Origin of the sequence: Gordonia soli NBRC 108243, from assembly GCF_000334455.1 — a bacterium.
GTDB classification, from domain to species: Bacteria; Actinomycetota; Actinomycetes; order Mycobacteriales; family Mycobacteriaceae; genus Gordonia; species Gordonia soli.
In genome coordinates this window covers 43,056-61,656 of record NZ_BANX01000001.1, presented here as the reverse complement: position 1 = coordinate 61,656, position 18,601 = coordinate 43,056, and the positions used below count along the sequence as shown (strand labels likewise).

Annotated in this window: 19 protein-coding genes; 14 read left to right on the top strand and 5 right to left on the bottom strand. The window is 66.1% G+C overall.

All coding sequences use genetic code 11. The annotated features are described in order from the left end of the window. Nucleotides 1–102: 102 nt before the first annotated feature. The 3 genes from GS4_RS00325 to GS4_RS00315 form a co-directional block, all read right to left on the bottom strand. Complete coding sequence (locus GS4_RS00325; protein ID WP_157226433.1) at nt 103–1,920, bottom strand: hypothetical protein; 1,818 nt, start codon at nt 1,918–1,920, stop codon at nt 103–105. Between the two features lie 615 nt (nt 1,921–2,535). Continuing rightward, complete coding sequence (locus tag GS4_RS00320) at nt 2,536–2,811, bottom strand: hypothetical protein (RefSeq protein WP_007616294.1); 276 nt, start codon at nt 2,809–2,811, stop codon at nt 2,536–2,538. 301 nt (nt 2,812–3,112) lie between these two features. Beyond that, nucleotides 3,113–4,201: a PQQ-dependent sugar dehydrogenase gene (locus GS4_RS00315; protein ID WP_007616293.1), complete on the bottom strand. Its 1,089-nt coding sequence runs from the start codon at nt 4,199–4,201 to the stop codon at nt 3,113–3,115. Nucleotides 4,202–4,365: 164 nt separating this feature from the next. On the opposite strand from GS4_RS00315, the gene GS4_RS00310 reads away from it, so the two are divergent. The 13 genes from GS4_RS00310 to GS4_RS00250 all read left to right on the top strand — a co-directional run bounded on the left by GS4_RS00310 (nt 4,366) and on the right by GS4_RS00250 (nt 15,491). Next, nucleotides 4,366–5,079 (top strand): EthD domain-containing protein, encoded by a 714-nt coding sequence (locus GS4_RS00310; RefSeq protein ID WP_007616291.1) that lies wholly within the window; start codon nt 4,366–4,368, stop codon nt 5,077–5,079. Nucleotides 5,080–5,367: 288 nt separating this feature from the next. Continuing rightward, on the top strand, nt 5,368–5,766 hold the full coding sequence (gene rpsH / locus GS4_RS00305; RefSeq protein WP_007616288.1) for a 30S ribosomal protein S8: 399 nt from the start codon (nt 5,368–5,370) through the stop codon (nt 5,764–5,766). A 12-nt stretch (nt 5,767–5,778) separates the two neighbouring features. Then, complete coding sequence (gene rplF / locus GS4_RS00300; protein ID WP_007616287.1) at nt 5,779–6,315, top strand: 50S ribosomal protein L6; 537 nt, start codon at nt 5,779–5,781, stop codon at nt 6,313–6,315. A 3-nt stretch (nt 6,316–6,318) separates the two neighbouring features. Further along, the gene (rplR, locus tag GS4_RS00295; RefSeq protein ID WP_007616285.1) at nt 6,319–6,720 is read left to right on the top strand and encodes a 50S ribosomal protein L18; all 402 of its coding nucleotides are present in this window, start codon (nt 6,319–6,321) and stop codon (nt 6,718–6,720) included. Between the two features lie 46 nt (nt 6,721–6,766). Next, entirely contained in the window at nt 6,767–7,435 is a 669-nt protein-coding gene (gene rpsE, locus GS4_RS00290) for a 30S ribosomal protein S5 (RefSeq protein ID WP_007616283.1), read from the top strand. A gap of 1 nt (nt 7,436) precedes the next feature. Continuing rightward, on the top strand, nt 7,437–7,616 hold the full coding sequence (gene rpmD, locus GS4_RS00285) for a 50S ribosomal protein L30 (protein WP_007616281.1): 180 nt from the start codon (nt 7,437–7,439) through the stop codon (nt 7,614–7,616). Between the two features lie 4 nt (nt 7,617–7,620). Continuing rightward, on the top strand, nt 7,621–8,061 hold the full coding sequence (rplO, locus tag GS4_RS00280) for a 50S ribosomal protein L15 (protein ID WP_007616279.1): 441 nt from the start codon (nt 7,621–7,623) through the stop codon (nt 8,059–8,061). 225 nt (nt 8,062–8,286) lie between these two features. Then, on the top strand, nt 8,287–9,615 hold the full coding sequence (gene secY / locus GS4_RS00275) for a preprotein translocase subunit SecY (protein WP_007616276.1): 1,329 nt from the start codon (nt 8,287–8,289) through the stop codon (nt 9,613–9,615). Then, nucleotides 9,612–10,169 (top strand): adenylate kinase, encoded by a 558-nt coding sequence (locus GS4_RS00270; protein WP_007616274.1) that lies wholly within the window; start codon nt 9,612–9,614, stop codon nt 10,167–10,169. Before secY ends, GS4_RS00270 begins: the two co-directional genes overlap by 4 nt. Nucleotides 10,170–10,190: 21 nt before the next feature. Next, on the top strand, nt 10,191–10,988 hold the full coding sequence (gene map, locus GS4_RS00265) for a type I methionyl aminopeptidase (RefSeq protein WP_040508826.1): 798 nt from the start codon (nt 10,191–10,193) through the stop codon (nt 10,986–10,988). 462 nt (nt 10,989–11,450) lie between these two features. Next, a complete protein-coding gene (locus GS4_RS00260) occupies nt 11,451–12,743 on the top strand; it encodes an alpha/beta hydrolase (protein ID WP_007616269.1) in 1,293 nt (430 codons plus the stop codon). Then, entirely contained in the window at nt 12,740–14,875 is a 2,136-nt protein-coding gene (locus GS4_RS00255) for a bifunctional lysylphosphatidylglycerol flippase/synthetase MprF (protein ID WP_007616268.1), read from the top strand. Before GS4_RS00260 ends, GS4_RS00255 begins: the two co-directional genes overlap by 4 nt. 163 nt (nt 14,876–15,038) lie before the next feature. Next, on the top strand, nt 15,039–15,491 hold the full coding sequence (locus tag GS4_RS00250; RefSeq protein WP_040508866.1) for a hypothetical protein: 453 nt from the start codon (nt 15,039–15,041) through the stop codon (nt 15,489–15,491). A gap of 448 nt (nt 15,492–15,939) precedes the next feature. On the opposite strand, the gene GS4_RS26365 is transcribed toward GS4_RS00250, so the two are convergent. Beyond that, nucleotides 15,940–16,437 (bottom strand): hypothetical protein, encoded by a 498-nt coding sequence (locus tag GS4_RS26365; protein ID WP_369403288.1) that lies wholly within the window; start codon nt 16,435–16,437, stop codon nt 15,940–15,942. A gap of 461 nt (nt 16,438–16,898) precedes the next feature. Here GS4_RS26365 and GS4_RS26360 point away from each other — a divergent pair, with 461 nt between their 5' ends. Then, nucleotides 16,899–17,084, top strand: coding sequence for a hypothetical protein (locus GS4_RS26360; protein WP_051989564.1), 186 nt, complete (start codon nt 16,899–16,901; stop codon nt 17,082–17,084). A gap of 39 nt (nt 17,085–17,123) precedes the next feature. On the opposite strand, the gene GS4_RS00240 is transcribed toward GS4_RS26360, so the two are convergent. Next, entirely contained in the window at nt 17,124–18,548 is a 1,425-nt protein-coding gene (locus GS4_RS00240; RefSeq protein WP_007616262.1) for an alanine--tRNA ligase-related protein, read from the bottom strand. Nucleotides 18,549–18,601: the final 53 nt, after the last annotated feature.

Sequence of the window (18,601 nt, the reverse complement as noted above, 5' to 3'; positions counted from 1 at the left end):
GGAGCCATCGCCCGACAATCGTGTATGCCACTCCGCGAATGGATGGCGAGGGTTTGGCGGTGCTCGGATCGGTGATCGTGTCGACCGCACCGTGGGGCTGGGTCACGGTGTGCGTCGCGACCGGCGCCGCAGAAGCCACGCAACGCTCAGTCCGATCACTGCGACGGCGACGACCGCGGCAGCGACGGCTACGACCCTACCGGGTGACCACTTCGCTGAGGTGTCCTCCGGTGCGGGCGGGGCAGTCACCGACAGCGGCTCGCGGCCCGCCACTTTGATCACCGCGTCGCCACTCAGCTGCGGCCACCGATCTGCACCCGATCCGAGCCAGGTGACCAACGCGTCGAGCTGATTAGAGGCGCCATTCGACGTCGCAACCAGGATCGTTCGAGCCCCGTCTCGATAAACCTGCAGAGCTCCGAAGCGCAATTGGGGCTGTAGCGTGAGGGTGTTCGGCGCGCCGTCGCCGGTGACGGTCACAGTGTCACCGTCGGCTCTCACCGGCAGTGGCAGATCCTGAGCCTCGTCTCCTCGGGCGTCTATCAGAATGGTTCCCTGGCCAGATGATTTCGCGTCTGGGAATGGCAGCACGTCGATCCCGAGCGGTACGGATGTCATCCGCTGCAGTCCCGAGACGATCTCCACCCCGCGCGCCACATCTGCGAAGTCGCCGACCGACCATCCCAGGCTGATGCGAGGTTGCAGAGATTGGGGTATCGAACCCAATCCCGGTGGAAGTGGAGGATCTGCATTGTCGAAGGTGAGAGGACTCGACGAATCCAGGGACAACGACGTCCGTTGTCCTTGTCCGCACCCGCCGTTGTCGTCGCCGCGCTCCACGGTGACAGAAACCTGTGTGTACCGTTCGAGCAGGCGATCTGGAATGGTGAGCCACCGATCGAAGTTCCCGGACCGATCGGTGGGCCACGAGTCTGTCACCGTGTCTCCGACACGCACCGCGAGTCGGCCACCTGAGCCTTCTGGCGGTGGTGTGTAACTCCCTCGTAGTTCCACGCGAACATTCTTCGCCGGCCTGCCGAGCCGGGTCTGATCGACGCCGAAACTCACGGTCGGTCGCGACTCGGCAACCACGTCGAGATCACCGACCCCGAGGTCGGCGAGCGTGGTCGCGCGCGGAGTCAACTCGGGTGCCGGACCAGACGGTCCGGCGATCGCGCTCGAGGTCAGCGCGATCTGTTCGAGCTGCGACGTCAGAAGCGCAGTCTGGGCAAGTAGTTGTTGACCGATCCCGCCCAAGATCAGGTAGGGGCCGAATCGACCGCTCTCGAGGTGCAGGCCCGGCTCGGCGTCTTCTCGGATGACGATGTGGCGTTCGGTCGGCGCGAAGTCCGAGGTGGGCTCCTCGCGCCCTGCCTGAAGAGCTCGAACACGGATGTCGACGGTCGCGGTCCCGTAGCGAGCAACCACGGCCGCGGCCAGTTCGACGGCTGCTGAGCCTTCCGCGGGCGAAGGGGCCTGCGGAACGAAGACGTCCAGGACATCGAGGATCGGTGGGAGGAAGTCGGCAACCGTGGTCGGGACAGCGGGTCGCCCCTGATAGCTCACCCCGAGGTCGACGAGTCGAAACGGCGTCTGGCTGTCGAACTGGCAGATACCCGCGACCGAGAGGAACGCGCGCAGCGTGATGTCGATCGCGTTGTTCTCGACCTCGACACCCACCAACGGCAGGGATATGCCGGTGCTGGGAACGTTGGGCACAGACGTTCGGGAGAGGAGTCGTTCGCCGTCGTAGACATCGATGTACCCGCCGACCACCCCCGGTGGGAGTTGCGTGGTTCCGCTTATCCGAGTGGGGGTGATCCCCGGCGAAACCGGCAAGACGACGCTGTACTCCGAACGATAGGAAGAGAAGGCGGCATCGGGAGCGGTTCCGATCGACTGGAAGCTCTGTTGGGGCACGGGGTCGGTGGGGGCTGCAGCCGAGACTGCCCCGCCCGTGCAGGATAACGACACCACCAGTGCGGCTACGACAATGACGCGAAAGAGGGATGGACGTTCGGGCACTAGTCCTCACTTCCGTGGTTTCTGCGCGTGAGTCTGCCGACACAATCGTTCTTTCGGACGAAAGGCTATCCTGATCGGCGCATTGACGCAGACCTCTTTCTGTTTGCTCCTGGAAATGTCGAGTCAATCGACAGCGGTATTCCGCGCAGTGCGCAATACCGCTTTTCCTTTGCGGCGTCACACTGGCGAGTGCGCAGCTGGCGATAGTCCGTCATGTGTCGATTGCATTGTGCAGCACGGCGCCAATCCGATGGTGACGATTCATTCGTATCGTCCAAAGAGACGGCCACTGTCGGGATACGACGGACGCGTATGGCCGACGTTGACTCCAGAGTGCCGCGAGATGTTGTGCGCGATGATTTCACTGTGATGTGTCACCGGTCGGCCGTCGAGAGTCTCGGCGTGCGGTCCGGTTCGGGTCACCGGTGGAGGCGATGTGCGGACACGGTGAGTCGATGCCGGAATCCGTGGCGGCCGTGGCGTCACGGAGATCCGCATCCCTCCGAACGGTCAGGGCGCCGCGGTGAGCGCCGTGTAGACCATGAGTGCGGCTGATACGAGGATGAGTGCGGCGCACAACCAGGTTGTCGTGCCAAGTGCATCGAAGGCGAGCGCGACGACGGCTGCAGCGCCGGCCGCGCCGGAGAGGGCAAGTGCACGGATTCGACGCGCTCGGCCGACGAGACGGCTGCTCCGTGGCAGCCCCCGCATCAAGCCGAGCGTCGCGTACGCGGCGATGATGCATACGGCGCCTGCGAAGATCATCGCAGCGGCAGCGGTTACCACGCTCGTGTCATCGGCGAGTGTGCGATCTCATGGCGAGACCGTAACCGGAGTCGCGCGAGCACGAGCCGAAAATCACGAATCCCGGAACTCGCTGCTTCGCCATCCGGTTCATCTCGACCTGCACGCCGACTCCTGGTCGGCGGGCAGGTGTACCGGGAAAACGTCCCCGCCGCCCGGCCGTCACGGACAACCGCACGCACGTCTGCTTCGTCCCATCACGCCGGTGAGGGTGCTTGCTGGACCCGGATGGGGCAGGCCGTGTCCACGGCGTGAGACGGTCGCGCTGTCGCTTCGTCGTAACTCACACGGTGATGCGCAGGATCTGATCGTCGTCGGCGCTGGCGCGGCCGCGCCCGTCGGTGTTGCTGGTGCCGAACCACAGTGAGCCATCGGGTGCCGCGGCGACGGCGCGGATGCGTCCGTACTCGCCGACGTAGCGGGCCGCCGGACTGCCGGTCGACGTGCGGGCCAGCGGGATCTGCCACAGGCGTTCGCCGCGCAGTGCACCCATGTACGCGCGTTCACCGACGATCGCCAGGCCGGCGGGCGAGGCCTCCTCGGTGGTCCAGGTGACCTCGGGGGCGATCACGTCGGGGGCGTCGGAGTCGCCCTCGAATCGTGGCCACCCGTAGTTGCCGCCCCGGCGGATCAGGTTCAACTCGTCGGTGCTGTTGGCCCCGAACTCGGTCGCCCACAGACCGCCGGCCGCGTCGAACGCCATCCCCTCGACGTTGCGGTGTCCGTACGACCAGATCTCGTTGCCGAACGGGTTGCCCGGCCACGGCCGACCCGTGCGGTCGATCCGCAGGATCGAGCCGTTGAGTGCAGCAGTGTCCTGGGCGACGTCGGCCTGGGCGGCATCGCCAACCGAGACGAACAGGCTGCCGTCGCGATCGAACAGCAGGGCTCCACCGTGGTGGTTGTATGCGGCGTCGAGGCCGGTGAGGATCGGTCGGGGCGCGCCGAGACGCTCACCGTCGAAGGTCATCGTCGCCACGCGGTTGTCGGTGTCGGTGGTGTAGTACGCGAACACCACCGATTCGTCGCCGGGCGCCATCGCGATGCCCTGCAGTCCGCCTTCGCCACGCGGGGCGACCCCGGCGACGTCGCCGACGATCCGCTTCGATCCGTCCGGCGCGATCGCGACGATGCTCGCCTCGTCTCGCTGTGACACCAACGCGGTGCCGTGCCGCAGGAACGCGATACCCCACGGCACGTACAGCCCGGTGGCGATCGTGTGCACACCACTGCCACCGCCGGCGTCGGTCGATGAGGCCTGGCCGGAGGTGGTGCGCGCATCGTCACCGGCGCATGCGCTCACCAGGGCAGCTGCACCGCCGGCGACACCGAGGGCGAGGAAGTGGCGTCGGTCGATCCGGTGGCGGCTCATCACCCGATGATGCCGACAAATCCGACATCTTCCCACCGTGTGCCCGACCGCGCGTTAGCTTCGCGATGCGGAACAGGTCGCCGAGCCGACGAGCAGACGAGCCGCCGAGCCGAGGAGTCGGACGGCGAGCCGCGGGGACGACTAGGGGAGAAGAGGAGCGGTCGATGGGAAAGCTGGTGTTCGCGGTGCGCAGCGAGACGGGGGTACCTGCGCTGGATGCCGACCGCCTACGGTCCGAGCTGGTCTCCGCGGGTGCCACCCGGTTGCAACTCAACGTCTCCGACGACGCGGTCGTCGGCGCGCTGCGTATCGACGAGATGGTCCCGCCGGTCGTGGCGGTGATCTCGGTCTGGACGGACCCCGTGGTGGGAGAGCCGAGCGGGCCGTCCGTCGTCGAGGCCGTCCGTCGCGCCGTCGCCGACATCGCTGACGTGGCCGACACTGCCGACATCGTCGGATGGAGCGTCAGCGAACGGGTGCCGCTGGACCCCGGACTTCCCGACGGCGGGGGTCGCGTGGAGGCGTTGGCGAACGTCGCCTTCCTGCGGCGTCCCCCCGACCTGGGATACGAGGAGTGGCGTCGACGGTGGCTCGATGACCACACGCCGGTCGCGATCGCGACGCAGGCGACCTTCGGCTATGTCCAGAACATCGTCGACGACGTGCTGACCGCGGAGACCCCACACGTCGACGCCATCGTGGAAGAGTTGTTCCCGACGGCGGCAGTGCATGACATGCACGCCTTCTACGGCAGCGGTGGCGACCACGCCGAACTGGAGGATCGGATGAACAGGATGCTGACCAGCGTGTCGCGGTTCGGGGCCGACCGTCATCTCGACGTCGTCCCGACCTCGCGCACCGACCTGCGACTGACCTGACACCCGTGGTGGGCGACTCCCGGTCGCAGATCGAGGGGTCCGACCAGCGCCGATTTGGGTCTGCGCCGCGGGTTCTCTACACTAGACCGGTTGCCTGCGCACCGGTGTGTGCCAGGCCGACCACTCACAACTGAACAGTCGGCGGTGCCGGTGACAAACCGATGGCATCGACGGCGAGAACCTTTTCCAATCTAATCGCTTCGTGGAAGGCCCACCGGAGGCCAGGGGATGAGAATCCCCCGGACTGCGCTGTATGGGAACCGCCACGAGAAAGGTTGCCGGTCAACCATGACCATGACTGATCCGATCGCAGACTTCTTGACCCGTCTGCGCAACGCCAACTCGGCGTACCACGACGAGGTGACCCTTCCCTCGTCGAAGATCAAGGTGAACATCGCTGAGATCCTCAAGCGCGAGGGTTACATCACCGACTACCGCACGGAGGACGCAGAGGTCGGCAAGAGCCTCGTCGTCGCCCTCAAGTACGGCCCCAGCCGGGAGCGCAGCATCGCTGGTCTGCGACGCGTCTCCAAGCCGGGTCTGCGTGTGTACGCAAAGTCCACCAACCTGCCCAAGGTGCTGGGCGGCCTCGGCGTGGCCATCATCTCCACGTCGTCCGGCCTGCTCACCGACCGCCAGGCAGCCAACCAGGGCGTGGGCGGCGAAGTCCTCGCTTACGTCTGGTAGGGGAGTCTCACAATGTCGCGTATTGGTAAGAACCCCATCGAGATCCCGGCCGGCGTCGACGTCACCGTCGACGGCCAGCACGTGAAGGTCAAGGGCCCCAAGGGGGAACTGAGCCTCACTGTCTCCGAGCCCATCACCGTGGCCAAGGAGGACAACGCCGTTGTCGTCAGTCGGCCCAACGACGAGCGCAAGAGCCGTGCGTTGCACGGTCTCTCCCGCTCGCTGGTCAACAACCTGGTGGTCGGTGTGACCCAGGGTTACACGACCAAGATGGAGATCTTCGGCGTCGGTTACCGCGTCCAGGCGAAGGGCAAGGACCTCGAGTTCGCCCTCGGTTACAGCCATCCCGTGCCGATCGAGGCTCCCGAGGGCATCTCCTTTGCCGTCGAGTCGCCGACCAAGTTCTCGGTGTCGGGTATCGACAAGCAGCAAGTCGGCCAGATCTCGGCGAACATCCGCCGCCTGCGTCGCCCGGACCCGTACAAGGGCAAGGGCATTCGCTACGAGGGTGAGCAGATCCGCCGCAAGGTCGGAAAGACGGGTAAGTAAGCCATGAGTGAAACAGCAACCACCAAGCGCCTTCCGGTGGGCAAGGACGTCTCCACCCGCCGACGCACGGCGACCACCCGTCGTCACTTCCGTCTGCGCAAGAAGATCAACGGAACGCCCGAGCGGCCCCGTCTGGCCGTCAAGCGCAGCTCGCGCCACATCCACGTGCAGCTCATCGACGACCTGGCCGGCAAGACGCTGGCCGCCGCGTCGTCGATCGAGGCCGACGTGCGGGCAGCCGGCGGCGACAAGTCGGAGCAGGCGCGCAAGGTCGGCGAGCTGATCGCCGCCCGCGCCAAGTCCGCAGGCGTCGACGCCGTCGTGTTCGACCGTGGTGGCAAGGAGTACCACGGCCGTATCGCCGCGCTCGCCGATGCCGCCCGCGAGGGAGGGCTGAAGTTCTGATGACCACTTTTGACAGCATTACCCACATGACCGGAGGGAACCTCTGATGCCCGGACGTCAACGTGACGGCGGAAACGGACCCGCCGGAAACGACAACGCAAATGCAAACGCCGGTGGCGGCAACGACCAGCGCGGCGGCGATCGTCGCGGTGGCGGCGGCCGTGACCGTCGCGGTGGAGATCGCGGAGGACGCGATCAGGACCGCAACCAGCTCGAGCGCGTCGTAGCCATCAACCGCGTCTCCAAGGTCGTGAAGGGTGGACGTCGGTTCTCCTTCACCGCGCTCGTCGTCGTCGGCGACGGCCAGGGCCTCGTGGGCGTCGGCTACGGCAAGGCCAAGGAAGTCCCGGCCGCGATCCAGAAGGGCGTCGAGGAGGCTCGGAAGAACTTCTTCCGCGTCCCGCTCATCGGCGGCACCGTGACCCACCCGGTTCAGGGTGAGGCCGCAGCCGGCGTCGTCCTGCTGCGTCCGGCCAGCCCGGGTACCGGTGTGATCGCCGGTGGCGCGGTGCGTGCCGTGCTCGAGTGCGCAGGCGTGCACGATGTGCTCGCCAAGAGCCTGGGCAGCGACAACGCGATCAACGTCGTGCATGCGACCGTGGCCGCGCTCAAGCTGCTCCAGCGCCCCGAAGAGGTCGCGGCCCGCCGCGGTCTTCCGATCGAGGACGTGGCGCCGGCAGGTATGTTGCGCGCCCGTGCCGGACAGGGAGCCTGACATGGCACAGCTGAAGATCACACAGATCAAGAGCACCATCGGGACCAAGAGCAACCAGCGTGACAGCCTGCGGACCCTGGGACTCAAGGGCATCCGCAAGACGGTCACCCGCGAGGACACTCCCGGCAACCGCGGCCTGATCAATGCGGTTCGCCACCTCGTGACAGTCGAAGAGGTATGACGCAATGACCATCAAGCTCCATCATCTTCGCCCCGCACCGGGGTCGAAGACCGAGAAGACGCGCGTCGGTCGCGGCGAGGGCTCCAAGGGTAAGACCGCGGGTCGCGGCACCAAGGGCACCAAGGCGCGTAAGAACGTGCCCGCCGCCTTCGAGGGTGGCCAGATGCCGATCCACATGCGGCTGCCGAAGCTCAAGGGCTTCACCAACCGCAACCGGATCGAGTACCAGGTCGTCAACGTCGGCGACATCTCGCGGCTCTTCCCGCAGGGTGGCACCATCGGCGTGGACGAGCTCGTCTCCGCCGGCGCCGTCCGCAAGAACCAGTTGGTCAAGGTGCTCGGCGACGGTGACCTGTCGGTCAAGGTCGACATCACCGCCAACAAGTTCACCGCCTCGGCCAAGGAGAAGATCACCGCTGCCGGTGGCAGCGCCACCGAGCTCTAGTTTCGCCGTGTCCGTGTGGGCGGATCCGACCTCGTCGGGGTCGGGGCCGCCCGCACGGACCGACGTCGTCAGGGACCTGTTGCACGGGCACACCGCCTCAGATCAGGCACGATGGCGTGACTGTTAGAGTTCAACCGTTGTCGTGAGGCTGTTCTCGATCATCGTCGATTGACCGAGCACGTGGGGGCCGGAAATCCTCCGCGTGGTCGTCCCAAGGAGGAGTTAGTGCTTTCCCCCGTCGTCGCGGCCTTCCGGACGCCCGATCTGAGGAAGAAGATCCTCTTCGTCATCGGCATCGTCATCCTCTACCGCCTCGGTGCGACGATCCCGTCGCCGGGTGTCGACTACCAAGCGGTCCGTCAGTGTCTCGACGAGGTCTCCCGCGGTGATTCGGCGAACATCTACTCGCTGATCAACATGTTCTCCGGCGGCGCACTGCTGCAGCTGTCGGTCTTCGCGATCGGCATCATGCCGTACATCACGGCCAGCATCATCGTGCAGTTGCTGACCGTCGTCATCCCGCGCTTCGAGCAGTTGCGCAAGGAGGGCCAGTCCGGCCAGGCGAAGATGACGCAGTACACCCGCTACCTCACGGTGGCGCTGGCGCTGCTCCAGTCGACCGGCATCGTGGCTCTCGCCGACCGCGGGCAGCTCCTCCAGGATTGCTCCACGTCGCAGCAGATCCTCAACGACCAGTCCATCTTCGGGCTGGCGATCATCGTGCTCGTGATGACCGCCGGAGCCTGTGTGGTCATGTGGTTCGGCGAGCTCATCACAGAGCGCGGCATCGGCAACGGCATGTCGCTGCTGATCTTCGCCGGTATCGCGGCCCGCATCCCTGCCGAGGGGAAGACGATCCTCGACACCCGTGGTGGACTGGTGTTCGGCCTGGTCTGTGTTGCGGCGCTGCTCATCGTGGCAGGCGTGGTGTTCATCGAGCAGGGGCAACGCCGAATCCCGGTGCAGTATGCGAAACGCATGGTGGGCCGCAAGATGTACGGCGGATCGTCGACCTATCTGCCGCTCAAGGTCAACCAGGCCGGCGTCATCCCGGTCATCTTCGCGTCGTCACTGCTCTACCTGCCGCAACTCATCCTGCAGCTGACGCAGGGCTCCGATCAGGGCGAGCAGTCGACGTGGCAGCGATACATCAGTCAGTACCTGACGGACCCCAGCAGCTGGGTGTACATCCTCGTCTACTTCCTGATGATCATCTTCTTCACCTACTTCTACGTCGCGGTCACCTTCAACCCGGAGGAGCGCGCGGACGACATGAAGAAATACGGCGGCTTCATCCCGGGCATCCGTCCGGGGCAGCCGACCGCCGACTACCTGGGGTATGTGCTGAGCCGCATCACCCTGCCGGGGTCGATCTATCTGGGCATCATCGCCGTCCTGCCGAACCTCTTCCTCGAGATCGGTAACAGCGGCGGCGTCCAGAACCTGCCATTTGGGGGCACGGCCGTGTTGATCATGGTCGGCGTGGGTCTGGACACGATGAAGCAGGTCAACAGTCAATTGATGCAACGTAAGTACGAAGGATTCCTTAAGTGAGACTGGTCATTCTCGGGCCCCCCGGCGCCGGCAAGGGTACGCAGGCCGAACTTCTGTCCGAAGCTCTCGGCATCCCGCACATCTCCACCGGAGACCTCTTCCGCGCCAACATCTCGCAGGGAACCGCGGTCGGCATCGAGGCCAAGCGTTACCTCGATGCCGGTGACCTGGTCCCGTCCGAGATCACCGTCGACATGGTCCGTGCCCGGATCGTCGAACCGGACGCGGTCAAGGGGTTCATCCTCGACGGCTTCCCCCGCTCGACCGAGCAGGGTGACGCGCTGGCCGAGATCCTCGCGTCCTCGGAGCACTCGCTGGATGCCGTCCTGTCCTTCGTCGTCGATGCCGACGTCGTGGTCGAGCGCATGCTCGCCCGCGGCCGCGCCGACGACACCGAGGACGTGATCCGCAACCGGCTCGCGGTCTACACCAAGGAGACCGCTCCGCTGCTGGAGTACTACGCCGACCAGGTGCAGACCATCGACGCCGTCGGCGACGTCCAGGACGTCCATCAGCGCGTGCTCGGCGCGCTCGCGGCCGTCCGGGAGTCCTGAGCCGTACACCGGCGTCCTGCCATGGGATTTCGTAAGCCGAAACCGGTGCCTTTCAGGTCGCCGGGTGAGCTCGAGGCCATGAGCGAGGCCGGCGCCATCGTCGGCGCCGCTCTCGTGGCCGTCCGCGCGGCGTCCGTGCCGGGGGTCAGCACCTTGGAACTCGACGAGGTCGCCGAGACGGTGATCCGTGAAGCCGGTGCGGTGCCCTCGTTCAAGGGCTATCACGGCTTCCCCGGGTCGATCTGCAGCTCGGTCAACGACGTGGTCGTCCACGGCATCCCGTCCGCGGACGTGGTGCTCGCCGAGGGCGACCTCGTATCCATCGACTGCGGTGCGATCCTCGACGGATGGCACGGTGACTCGGCGTGGTCCTTCGGTGTCGGCGAGTTGTCCACCGCGGATGCCGAACTCAGCGATGCCACCCGGATCTCACTGGAGGCAGGTATCGCGGCGATGGTCGACGGCGCGCGGCTGACCGACATCTCGCACGCCATCGAGAACGGCACCAAGGCCGCCGAGCAGAAGTTCGGACGCTCCTTCGGCATCGTGTCCGGATACGGCGGACACGGCATCGGTCGGGAGATGCACCTCGAGCCGTTCCTGGCCAACGAGGGCAAACCCAACCGCGGACCGGTACTCGTGGTCGGTTCGACACTTGCGATCGAGCCGATGCTCACCCTCGGTACCACCGAGACGACCGTCTTGGACGACGATTGGACCGTGGTCACCGACGACGGCAGCCGGGCGGCGCACTGGGAACACACCGTCGCCGTGACCGAGGACGGTCCTCGCATCCTCACCGTCCGACCGCGCAGCTGATCGGTTCCACCAGCGATTCCGGGTCGGTTCTGTCCGAAAAGTGTCGAAACGGCGACACGACGACGAATCGTGTCTTACGATCAGGTGGTCTCGCTGAGAGATCGAGGGGGATGCGCCGGATGGGGTGCCCTTGATACGTTCGATCCGTATGTCCTCCACTACAGCCTGATCGGGCATGCTTTGTTCTCCTCCGTCGGTGTGCGTCACTTCTGAGTAGGGTTCATCCCGTCATTTCGCCGATTCTCACCTGTCATTCAGACGCTGTTTCGTCGAATCGCTCGCGCATTTCTCACACATCATTTGTCGGCTGATGTCCTGGATTCGTGATCCGTTCGCCTGGCGCATGATTCGCGTGCGAAGTCGATTTCTCGCAACGCCTGACCAGAGTGTTCATTGACGGTCCATATCGCGTAACTGTTGCTAATCTGACGTCCAGGTTTCCTCCTGCGAAGGGCCAGGACGATGGGTGATGCCGCGCAACTGTCCATCATCGACGGATGGGTTCCCCTCGGGGTGACGGTGGCCGGTGTCCTGGGCTTCGCCTGGTTGATCCTCTTGCCACGCAAGCGCTACCTGCTCGTCGTGGTGCCGATCGCGGTCGCGGTGTCGGCGGCGCTGACCGTGGCCGCGTACTTCGTCGTGGAGAAGGTGTGGCGTCCGTTCCCGGAACCGATCCCGCTCAAGGTCTACGCCTGGGGCGGCGTCGCAGTTCTCGGTGTCGTGCTCGTGATCGCGCGGTTGATCGTCGGACCCGGAATCGCCGGTCGGGTCGTCACCGTGATCGCCGGAATTCTCGCCATCGCCCTCGGACTCGCGCACATCAACATCTCCTACGCCTCGTACCCGACGGTCGGGGCGCTCGCAGGTGACGTCGGCGCACGGTCGGTCTCGTTGTCCGAGCTCGATCGCGACGATCTGAAGGTCGTCCCGATCGACCAGTGGCACAAGCCGTCCGAGATGCCCGCCGGCGGTGCGATCCTGACGGCTACGATACCGCCGACGAAGTCACGCTTCACGGCGCGACCGGCCAAGGTCTATCTACCGCCCGCGATCTTCACCAGCCCCGCTCCCCGGTTGCCCGTGCTCGTCCTCCTGGCCGGACAACCCGGCTCACCCGACGACTGGCTGCTCGGTGGGCAACTGGTGAACACGATGGACGCCTTCGCCCGCGCACACCACGGACTGACCCCGATCGTCATCGTGGCCGACGGCACCGGCACAGAACTGGGCAATCCGCTCTGCATGAACTCGCGCCTCGGTGAGGTCGGGACATATCTGACGGCCGACGTCGGCGCCTGGGCCGCATCGGAGATCACCGCCGCCGACACCGATCGTCGACACTGGTCTGCGGGCGGGTTGTCGTACGGCGGGACGTGTGCGCTGCAACTCGCGACGAACTATCCGACCGAGTACCCGACCTTCCTCGACATGTCGGGTCAGCTCGAGCCGACGTTGGGAGATCGTAAGCGCACCATCGACATCGCCTTCGGTGGAGATGCCGCGGCATTCCGCGCGGTGAATCCGATGGATCTGATGGCCACCCGGAAGTTCCCCGGTTCGGCGGGTGCGTTCACCGTCGGCAGTTCGGACGGGGAGTACAAGCCGGGTGTGAAGACCACGTACGAGGCGGCGCGGAAGGCCGGCATGGACGTGCACTACTCCGAGGTTCCCGGTGGGCACACCTTCGCGGTGTGGTCGGCCTCGCTGAAACAACAGTTGCCCTGGCTCGCACGACGATTGGGAATCCCCGGATGACATCCACCACCATCGAACCGACTCCCGAGGCGACCCCGAAGGTCGCCGACCGGCTACGCGGCGTCCGGGCTGCGATCACCGCCGTCCCGTTCACCATCGCGCTCTGGCTGGTGGTGTTCGTGATCGGGTTGTCGACGGGATCGTTCTGGCGGCACACGTCGCACCTGTCCTGGTATCACGATGTGGCCTTCGGGCTGCCTGCGCTGGAGGAGGGCAAGTGGTGGACCATCGTCACGAGCACCGTCTTCGAGCCGAGTCCGGGCAAATATCTGATCGCGTTGCTGCTCATCGCCGTCGGGATCGGCTGGGCCGAGTGGCGGTTGGGTACCGCGCGGGTCGTCGTCGTGGCCTTCGGGGGCAAGATCATCGCCGAACTGCTCTCGGTGCTGCTGGTCTGGTTCTTCAGTCGCGACTTCACCTCATGGGAGTGGGCCGATCACCTGGCGCGGACGCGTGGCGCGGGGACCATCACGATGGTGGTCGCGGCGGTCGCCGTGGCATCGGCGACATTGAGATCACCGTGGCGACTGCGTGTTCGGGTGTTCCTGGGTGCGGTCGTGGCCATCACGTTCTTGTTCGAGGGGACGTTCGGGACACTGCAGTACGTTCTCGCGACGATCATCATGCTGCCGATCGGCGAGCGCTGGTTCAGCACCCGCGAGCACGGCTACCTGCCGCGCACACGTCGCGAGGTCCGGATGCTGGGTTGCGCGGGGGTGCTGATCATCGCCGGTGCCAACCTGCTCGTGTTCTTCTTCCCGGGCAGTGGCCCCCTCGGACCGACGGACGGGAACGACGAATCCGTCTACACGATGCTCATCGTGCTGGTCATCAATCTGCTGATCGCCGATCAACTCCGTCGTGGCCGGCGGTGGGCATGGTGGGTGGCGGTTGTGCTGGGCCTCCTCAACGTGGTCGTGACCGTCCTCGTCGTCATCCTGGTCGCCTTCACCGACTTCGACAGCGAGGGCGGCGTGACTGTCGGTACCACGCTGCTGTGGGTGGTGGTGCTGGCCATCCTGATCCCGGGCCGCTTCGCTTTCGCCACACCGTGGCGCATCAAGCGCAGCGGTGACGACGGTGGTGATCCGGTGGCGCAGGTCAAGGACCTGCTGCACACGCATGGTGGCGGGACCATGTCGTGGATGATCACCTGGCCGGGTAACGAATACCTGTTCGCGGAGAACGGGAGCGGTGCGGTCGCCTATCAGCGACACATGGGAACGCTGCTCGCGCTGGCGGATCCGGTGTGCGCATCCGAGGATCTCCGGGGAACGGTACGCAACTTCGTCGACTTCGCCGAGCGCAGCGGCAAGACGCCGTGCTGGTTCTCGGTGGGGGAGGCGACCGCCCGGATCGCCGACGACCTCGGTTGGCGCAGCGTGCAGATCGCCGAGGACACCATCGTCGATCTCCCGGAGCTGGCGTTCAAGGGCAAGCCGTGGCAGGGGGTACGGTCGGCGCTCAACAAGGCCAAGAAGGAGAACATCACCTTCCGCCTGGTGGCGCTCGCCGACGAACCCTTCTCCATCAAGTCACAGGTCCGTGCCATCTCCGAGGAATGGGTGGGCGACAAGGGCTTGCCGGAGATGGGTTTCACGCTCGGCAGCGTCGACGAAGCGCTCGATCCCGAGGTCCGCGTGGCGCTGGCACTCGACGAGAGTGGGAGTGTTCACGGCGTGCTGTCGTGGCTCCCGGTGTACGCACCCGCCGACGGTAGCGGGACCCCGGTCGTGCGCGGGTGGACCCTCGACGTGATGCGCCGTCGGTCGGACGGGTTCGGCCCGGTCATCGAGTATCTGATCGGATCGTCCGCGCTGGCGTTCAAAGACGAAGGGGCGCAGTTCCTGTCGTTGTCGGGTGCGCCTCTGGCCCGCAGCGACGACGCCGCCGAGGCAGAGCGGATGGACCGGGTACTCGACAGCCTGGGGGCGGCGATGGAGCCGTTCTACGGTTTCCGCTCGCTGCACGCGTTCAAGAAGAAGTTCAACCCGCGGTACGAGCCGGTGTTCCTGTCGTTCCGTGACGAGAGCGATCTGCCGCGCATCGGCCTGGCGATCAGTCGGGCCTATCTGCCGGACGCGACGCCGGGCCAGCTCGTGCGGCTCGCGGCGTCAACGCGGAGCGAGTAGCGGGTCGTCCGCGCCTTACGCGACCTCGTTTCGTTTCCGCGACCTCGGTCGAAGCCGCGGGAACGAGATGAGGTCGCGGTGCTGACATCCACCGGGAACTCGCCGGGGGGCGTTTCGGGCCGTCGTTTGGCTGACGACCTGCGATGGTGGGGGAGTGGGCTCGATGATGGGGTGGGAGACGGTGCTCTCGGCAGCGTGGACTCCGCGCGATGGCCTGGCTCTCGACTCGTCGGATCTCCCGGTCGTATTCGCCGACGCCCTCGGGCGCGTCGCTCACGACCTGCACGTGCGGCAGTACAACGGTTCGATCGCGCACATTCGCTGGGTCGCGGAGTACGACGATCACACAGGCGTCGTGTTCCTGCTCAGTGACGTCACCGCCACCGGCAGGGCCGCTGATGGGCTCGGTGCGTCCGGTGGTGGTGCGGCACTCGACGCCGACGAGGAGGCCATTGTCGCGTCGATGGCCTACCTTGTCCAGGATCAGGTGGCACGTGCCCGGATCGCCTGGCCATGGGGTGATGCTGACGGCTTCATGTCCCCGATGCTCTCCGATGGGATCGCAGTATGGGCGGATCATCGGGTGGGCAGCCGGAGTCGGATCGGGGAGTTGTGAGGCCGACGCAGTCGGCGTGACGGTCTTGTCGGGGGGTGGGGTTATGGTGGTTGAAAGTTGCAGTGATGCAGGTTGTGCCGCTGATGATGGTGACACCCGTGTGGTGTCGGTGATGACGATCGTGGTGTCTGTCAGTTCATCTCATCAGCGAGGGGACATTCCCGATGTTCAGCGATCCCGACCGTGGCGCCGGTGCTGCGACGGTGCTCGATGCTGACGACCTCTGTCTCGACTCGGCTCTCGGTGGCGATGCGGACACCGATCTCGGCGACGCCGGACGAGAAGCTCAACGCCTGGAACGCCGAGCGGGTGCGCGAAAGGTGATGCTGGCCTATCGGATCGGGCTCGCGGTGTTCGACCGTATGCTCACCCCGACCCGGATAGGCCGCTGCACCCCGGGGTCGGCAACGTCGCCGACAAAACAGCCGTCGGGGAGGTGTCCCTGCAATTAGGGGTGTCCCGATCGATGGCCGGACGGTGGATCGAACTGGCCACCCTGCTCCTGCAACTTCCGCGCATCCACGCCCGGTTCCTCGCCGGCGGCTACAGCTTCCACCGTGCGTCCACCATCGCCCACGCCCTCACCGTCCTGCCCGCCGGCCCTGATCGCGACCGTGCCCAATCCATCGCCATCGACCTCGCCGCCCGCCGGGTCACCGATCCCGCCCTGCGCGATCAACTCGACGCCCTCGTCATCGACCTCGATCCCGACCTCGCCGAACAGGTGCGCGCCGAGTTCGCCGACCACAACCAGAACCTCACCATCACCGCAGATGCCCACGGCCACGCCACCATCGACGCCTGCGTCCCCGCCGACCACGCCGCCCACCTCCGCCACCAGATCACCACCCTGCTGGCCACCCGTATCTGTCGGTCCGATCCCCGCACCACCGGTCAGCAGCGCGTCGCCGCCCTCGCCGAACTCCTCGGCACTCCCGGCGCCCACCTGCACTGCACTTGCACCGACCTCACCTGCACACGACGCAGCGCACCCGATACCCACGCGCCAGACAAGGCAACAGCACCGACACCCCCCGAACTCACACCCCCAGCACCTCAGGTCGTGGTCCTCCCCACCAGCACCCCCGACATCGAAACTCCGGCCGTGGTGACCGCGCACGCCCGCCTACGCGGACACGGCTCGATCACCCCCGCACACGCTGCGCACCTACTCACCCATCCCGGGTTCATCGCCGTCCACACACCCCTGCACATCCCCGCCACCACCGATTCGCCGCCGATCGACCCCATCGGCCACGGCGGCCACGCCCACCCACCACCGGGCGCTCTCACCTACGCACCCACCGCAGGCCCTGCGCGCACACATCCTCGCCACCGACCACCGACCACCGATGCCGATACCCGTTCTGCGACACACCCGCCCACGAGTGCGAACTCGACCACCTCGTGCCCTTCGACCACACCAGCCCGGTCGCAGGCGGCTGGACCGTGCCCGAAAACATCGCACCCCTGTGCACACCCGACCACCACCGCAAACACATCGGCCACTGGACACCCACCATGAACCACGACCGCACCATCACCTGGCGACATCACGCCACCGGCCGAACCCACACCACCTACCCACGATGACAGCGCGACGTCAGGACCGCGTGATGCGTCAGACGACGCTCAGTCGTGCGCACCGAGCTTCGTCGCGGCCTGCGACCGTGCGCGCTGCTCCTCGCGGCGGGCGTCGAACTCGGCACGCCAGTCGGAGCTGATCGATAGTCCTTGGCGGCCTGCCTCTTCCGTGCTGAGCTCGACGGGAAAGCCGAACGTGTCGTTGAGGGTGAAGAAGTCGTCACCGGTGATGGTGCGCTGTTCTTTCGCGATGTGCCTCAGCTCGCGTAGCCCCTTGTTGAGCGTGCGGCGGAAGGCGCGCTCCTCCTTCTGCAGCACCTTGGTGATGGTCTCGCGCTTCTCGCCGACCTCCGGGTAGGCATCGGCGTACAGGTCGGCGATCACGTCGACCAGCGGTGTCAGGACGTTGTTCTCCACACCCAGCTCGGCGGCGAATCGAATGGCGCGCCGGAGAAGTCGTCGCATGACATAGCCGGCCTCCTTGTTGCTGGGGACCACACCGTCCGCGGCCAGGAACACCGCTCCGCGCACGTGGTCGGTGACGATCCGCATCGCATGCGTCGCATCGTCGTACGACTTTCCCGACAGCCGCTCCAACTCGGCGACCACCGGCCACAGGAGACTGATCCGGAAGACGTCGGGGCTGTCGATCGCGGCGGCGGCGATCCGTTCCAACCCGCCGCCGTAATCGACGTTGCGGTGCGGCAACTCGGCGAAGCCTGGTGCCACTCCGTCACCGCCGGTGCGTCGGTATTGCATGAAGACCGAGTTGCCGATCTCGAGATATTGGCCACCGTCGGAGTTCTGGTGCGGGTAGCGGCCGAAGGCGGTGTCGTGCTCCACCTGCGGGAAGTAGTAGAAGACCTCGGAGTCGGGGCCGCCGGGGTCGCCGACGATCATCTGGTCGGGGCCGCCGCCGCGCGACCACCAGTTCTTGTCCTGGTAGAACGCGATGCGTGCTCCTTGGTTGCCCACCTCGTTGCCGTGCTCCTCGGTGAGCAGTTCCACGCGGTCCGCCGAAACGCCCGCGGCGGTGAACAACTCGGTCCAGATGTCGGCACTCTCGTCATCGCGCGGGATGTCGTGCTCCGGGTCGCCGGTGAACACGCTCACATAGATGCGCTCCGGATCGAGCCCGACGACATCGACCAGGAAGTGCCAGAACATCGGGATCTGCTCGGCCTTGAAATAGTCACCCAGGCTCCAGTTCCCGAGCATCTCGAAGAACGTGGTGTGCCGGTTGTCGCCGACTTCCTCGATGTCCTGTGCGCGGACACAGGGCTGCACGTCGGCGAGCCGGGTGCCCGCCGGGTGCGGCTCGCCGAGGAGATAGGGCAGCAACGGCTGCATGCCGCTGCCGGTGAACAGGGTGGTCGGATCGTCACGCGGCACCAGCGATGCGCGGTCGATCACCGTGTGGCCGCGTTCGGCGACGAGTTGGAGGAAGGCCGACCGGATCTGCTGGGCATCCATCGAGCAAGTGTTGCAGCAGACCGGTCGATGCGCGCGCAGTTTGCCGGATTCGC

Bases quoted from the DNA above. Each gene is read 5' to 3' on its own strand.
- rplR (WP_007616285.1), top strand. From the start codon at position 6,319: ATGAGTGAAACAGCAACCACCAAGCGCCTTCCGGTGGGCAAGGACGTC.
- map (WP_040508826.1), top strand. From the start codon at position 10,191: ATGGGATTTCGTAAGCCGAAACCGGTGCCTTTCAGGTCGCCGGGTGAG.
- GS4_RS00240 (WP_007616262.1), bottom strand. From the start codon at position 18,548: ATGGATGCCCAGCAGATCCGGTCGGCCTTCCTCCAACTCGTCGCCGAA.
- rpsH (WP_007616288.1), top strand. From the start codon at position 5,368: ATGACCATGACTGATCCGATCGCAGACTTCTTGACCCGTCTGCGCAAC.
- GS4_RS00315 (WP_007616293.1), bottom strand. From the start codon at position 4,201: ATGAGCCGCCACCGGATCGACCGACGCCACTTCCTCGCCCTCGGTGTC.
- rpmD (WP_007616281.1), top strand. From the start codon at position 7,437: ATGGCACAGCTGAAGATCACACAGATCAAGAGCACCATCGGGACCAAG.
- rplF (WP_007616287.1), top strand. From the start codon at position 5,779: ATGTCGCGTATTGGTAAGAACCCCATCGAGATCCCGGCCGGCGTCGAC.
- GS4_RS00255 (WP_007616268.1), top strand. From the start codon at position 12,740: ATGACATCCACCACCATCGAACCGACTCCCGAGGCGACCCCGAAGGTC.
- rplO (WP_007616279.1), top strand. From the start codon at position 7,621: ATGACCATCAAGCTCCATCATCTTCGCCCCGCACCGGGGTCGAAGACC.
- GS4_RS00260 (WP_007616269.1), top strand. From the start codon at position 11,451: ATGGGTGATGCCGCGCAACTGTCCATCATCGACGGATGGGTTCCCCTC.
- GS4_RS00310 (WP_007616291.1), top strand. From the start codon at position 4,366: ATGGGAAAGCTGGTGTTCGCGGTGCGCAGCGAGACGGGGGTACCTGCG.
- GS4_RS00250 (WP_040508866.1), top strand. From the start codon at position 15,039: ATGATGGGGTGGGAGACGGTGCTCTCGGCAGCGTGGACTCCGCGCGAT.
- rpsE (WP_007616283.1), top strand. From the start codon at position 6,767: ATGCCCGGACGTCAACGTGACGGCGGAAACGGACCCGCCGGAAACGAC.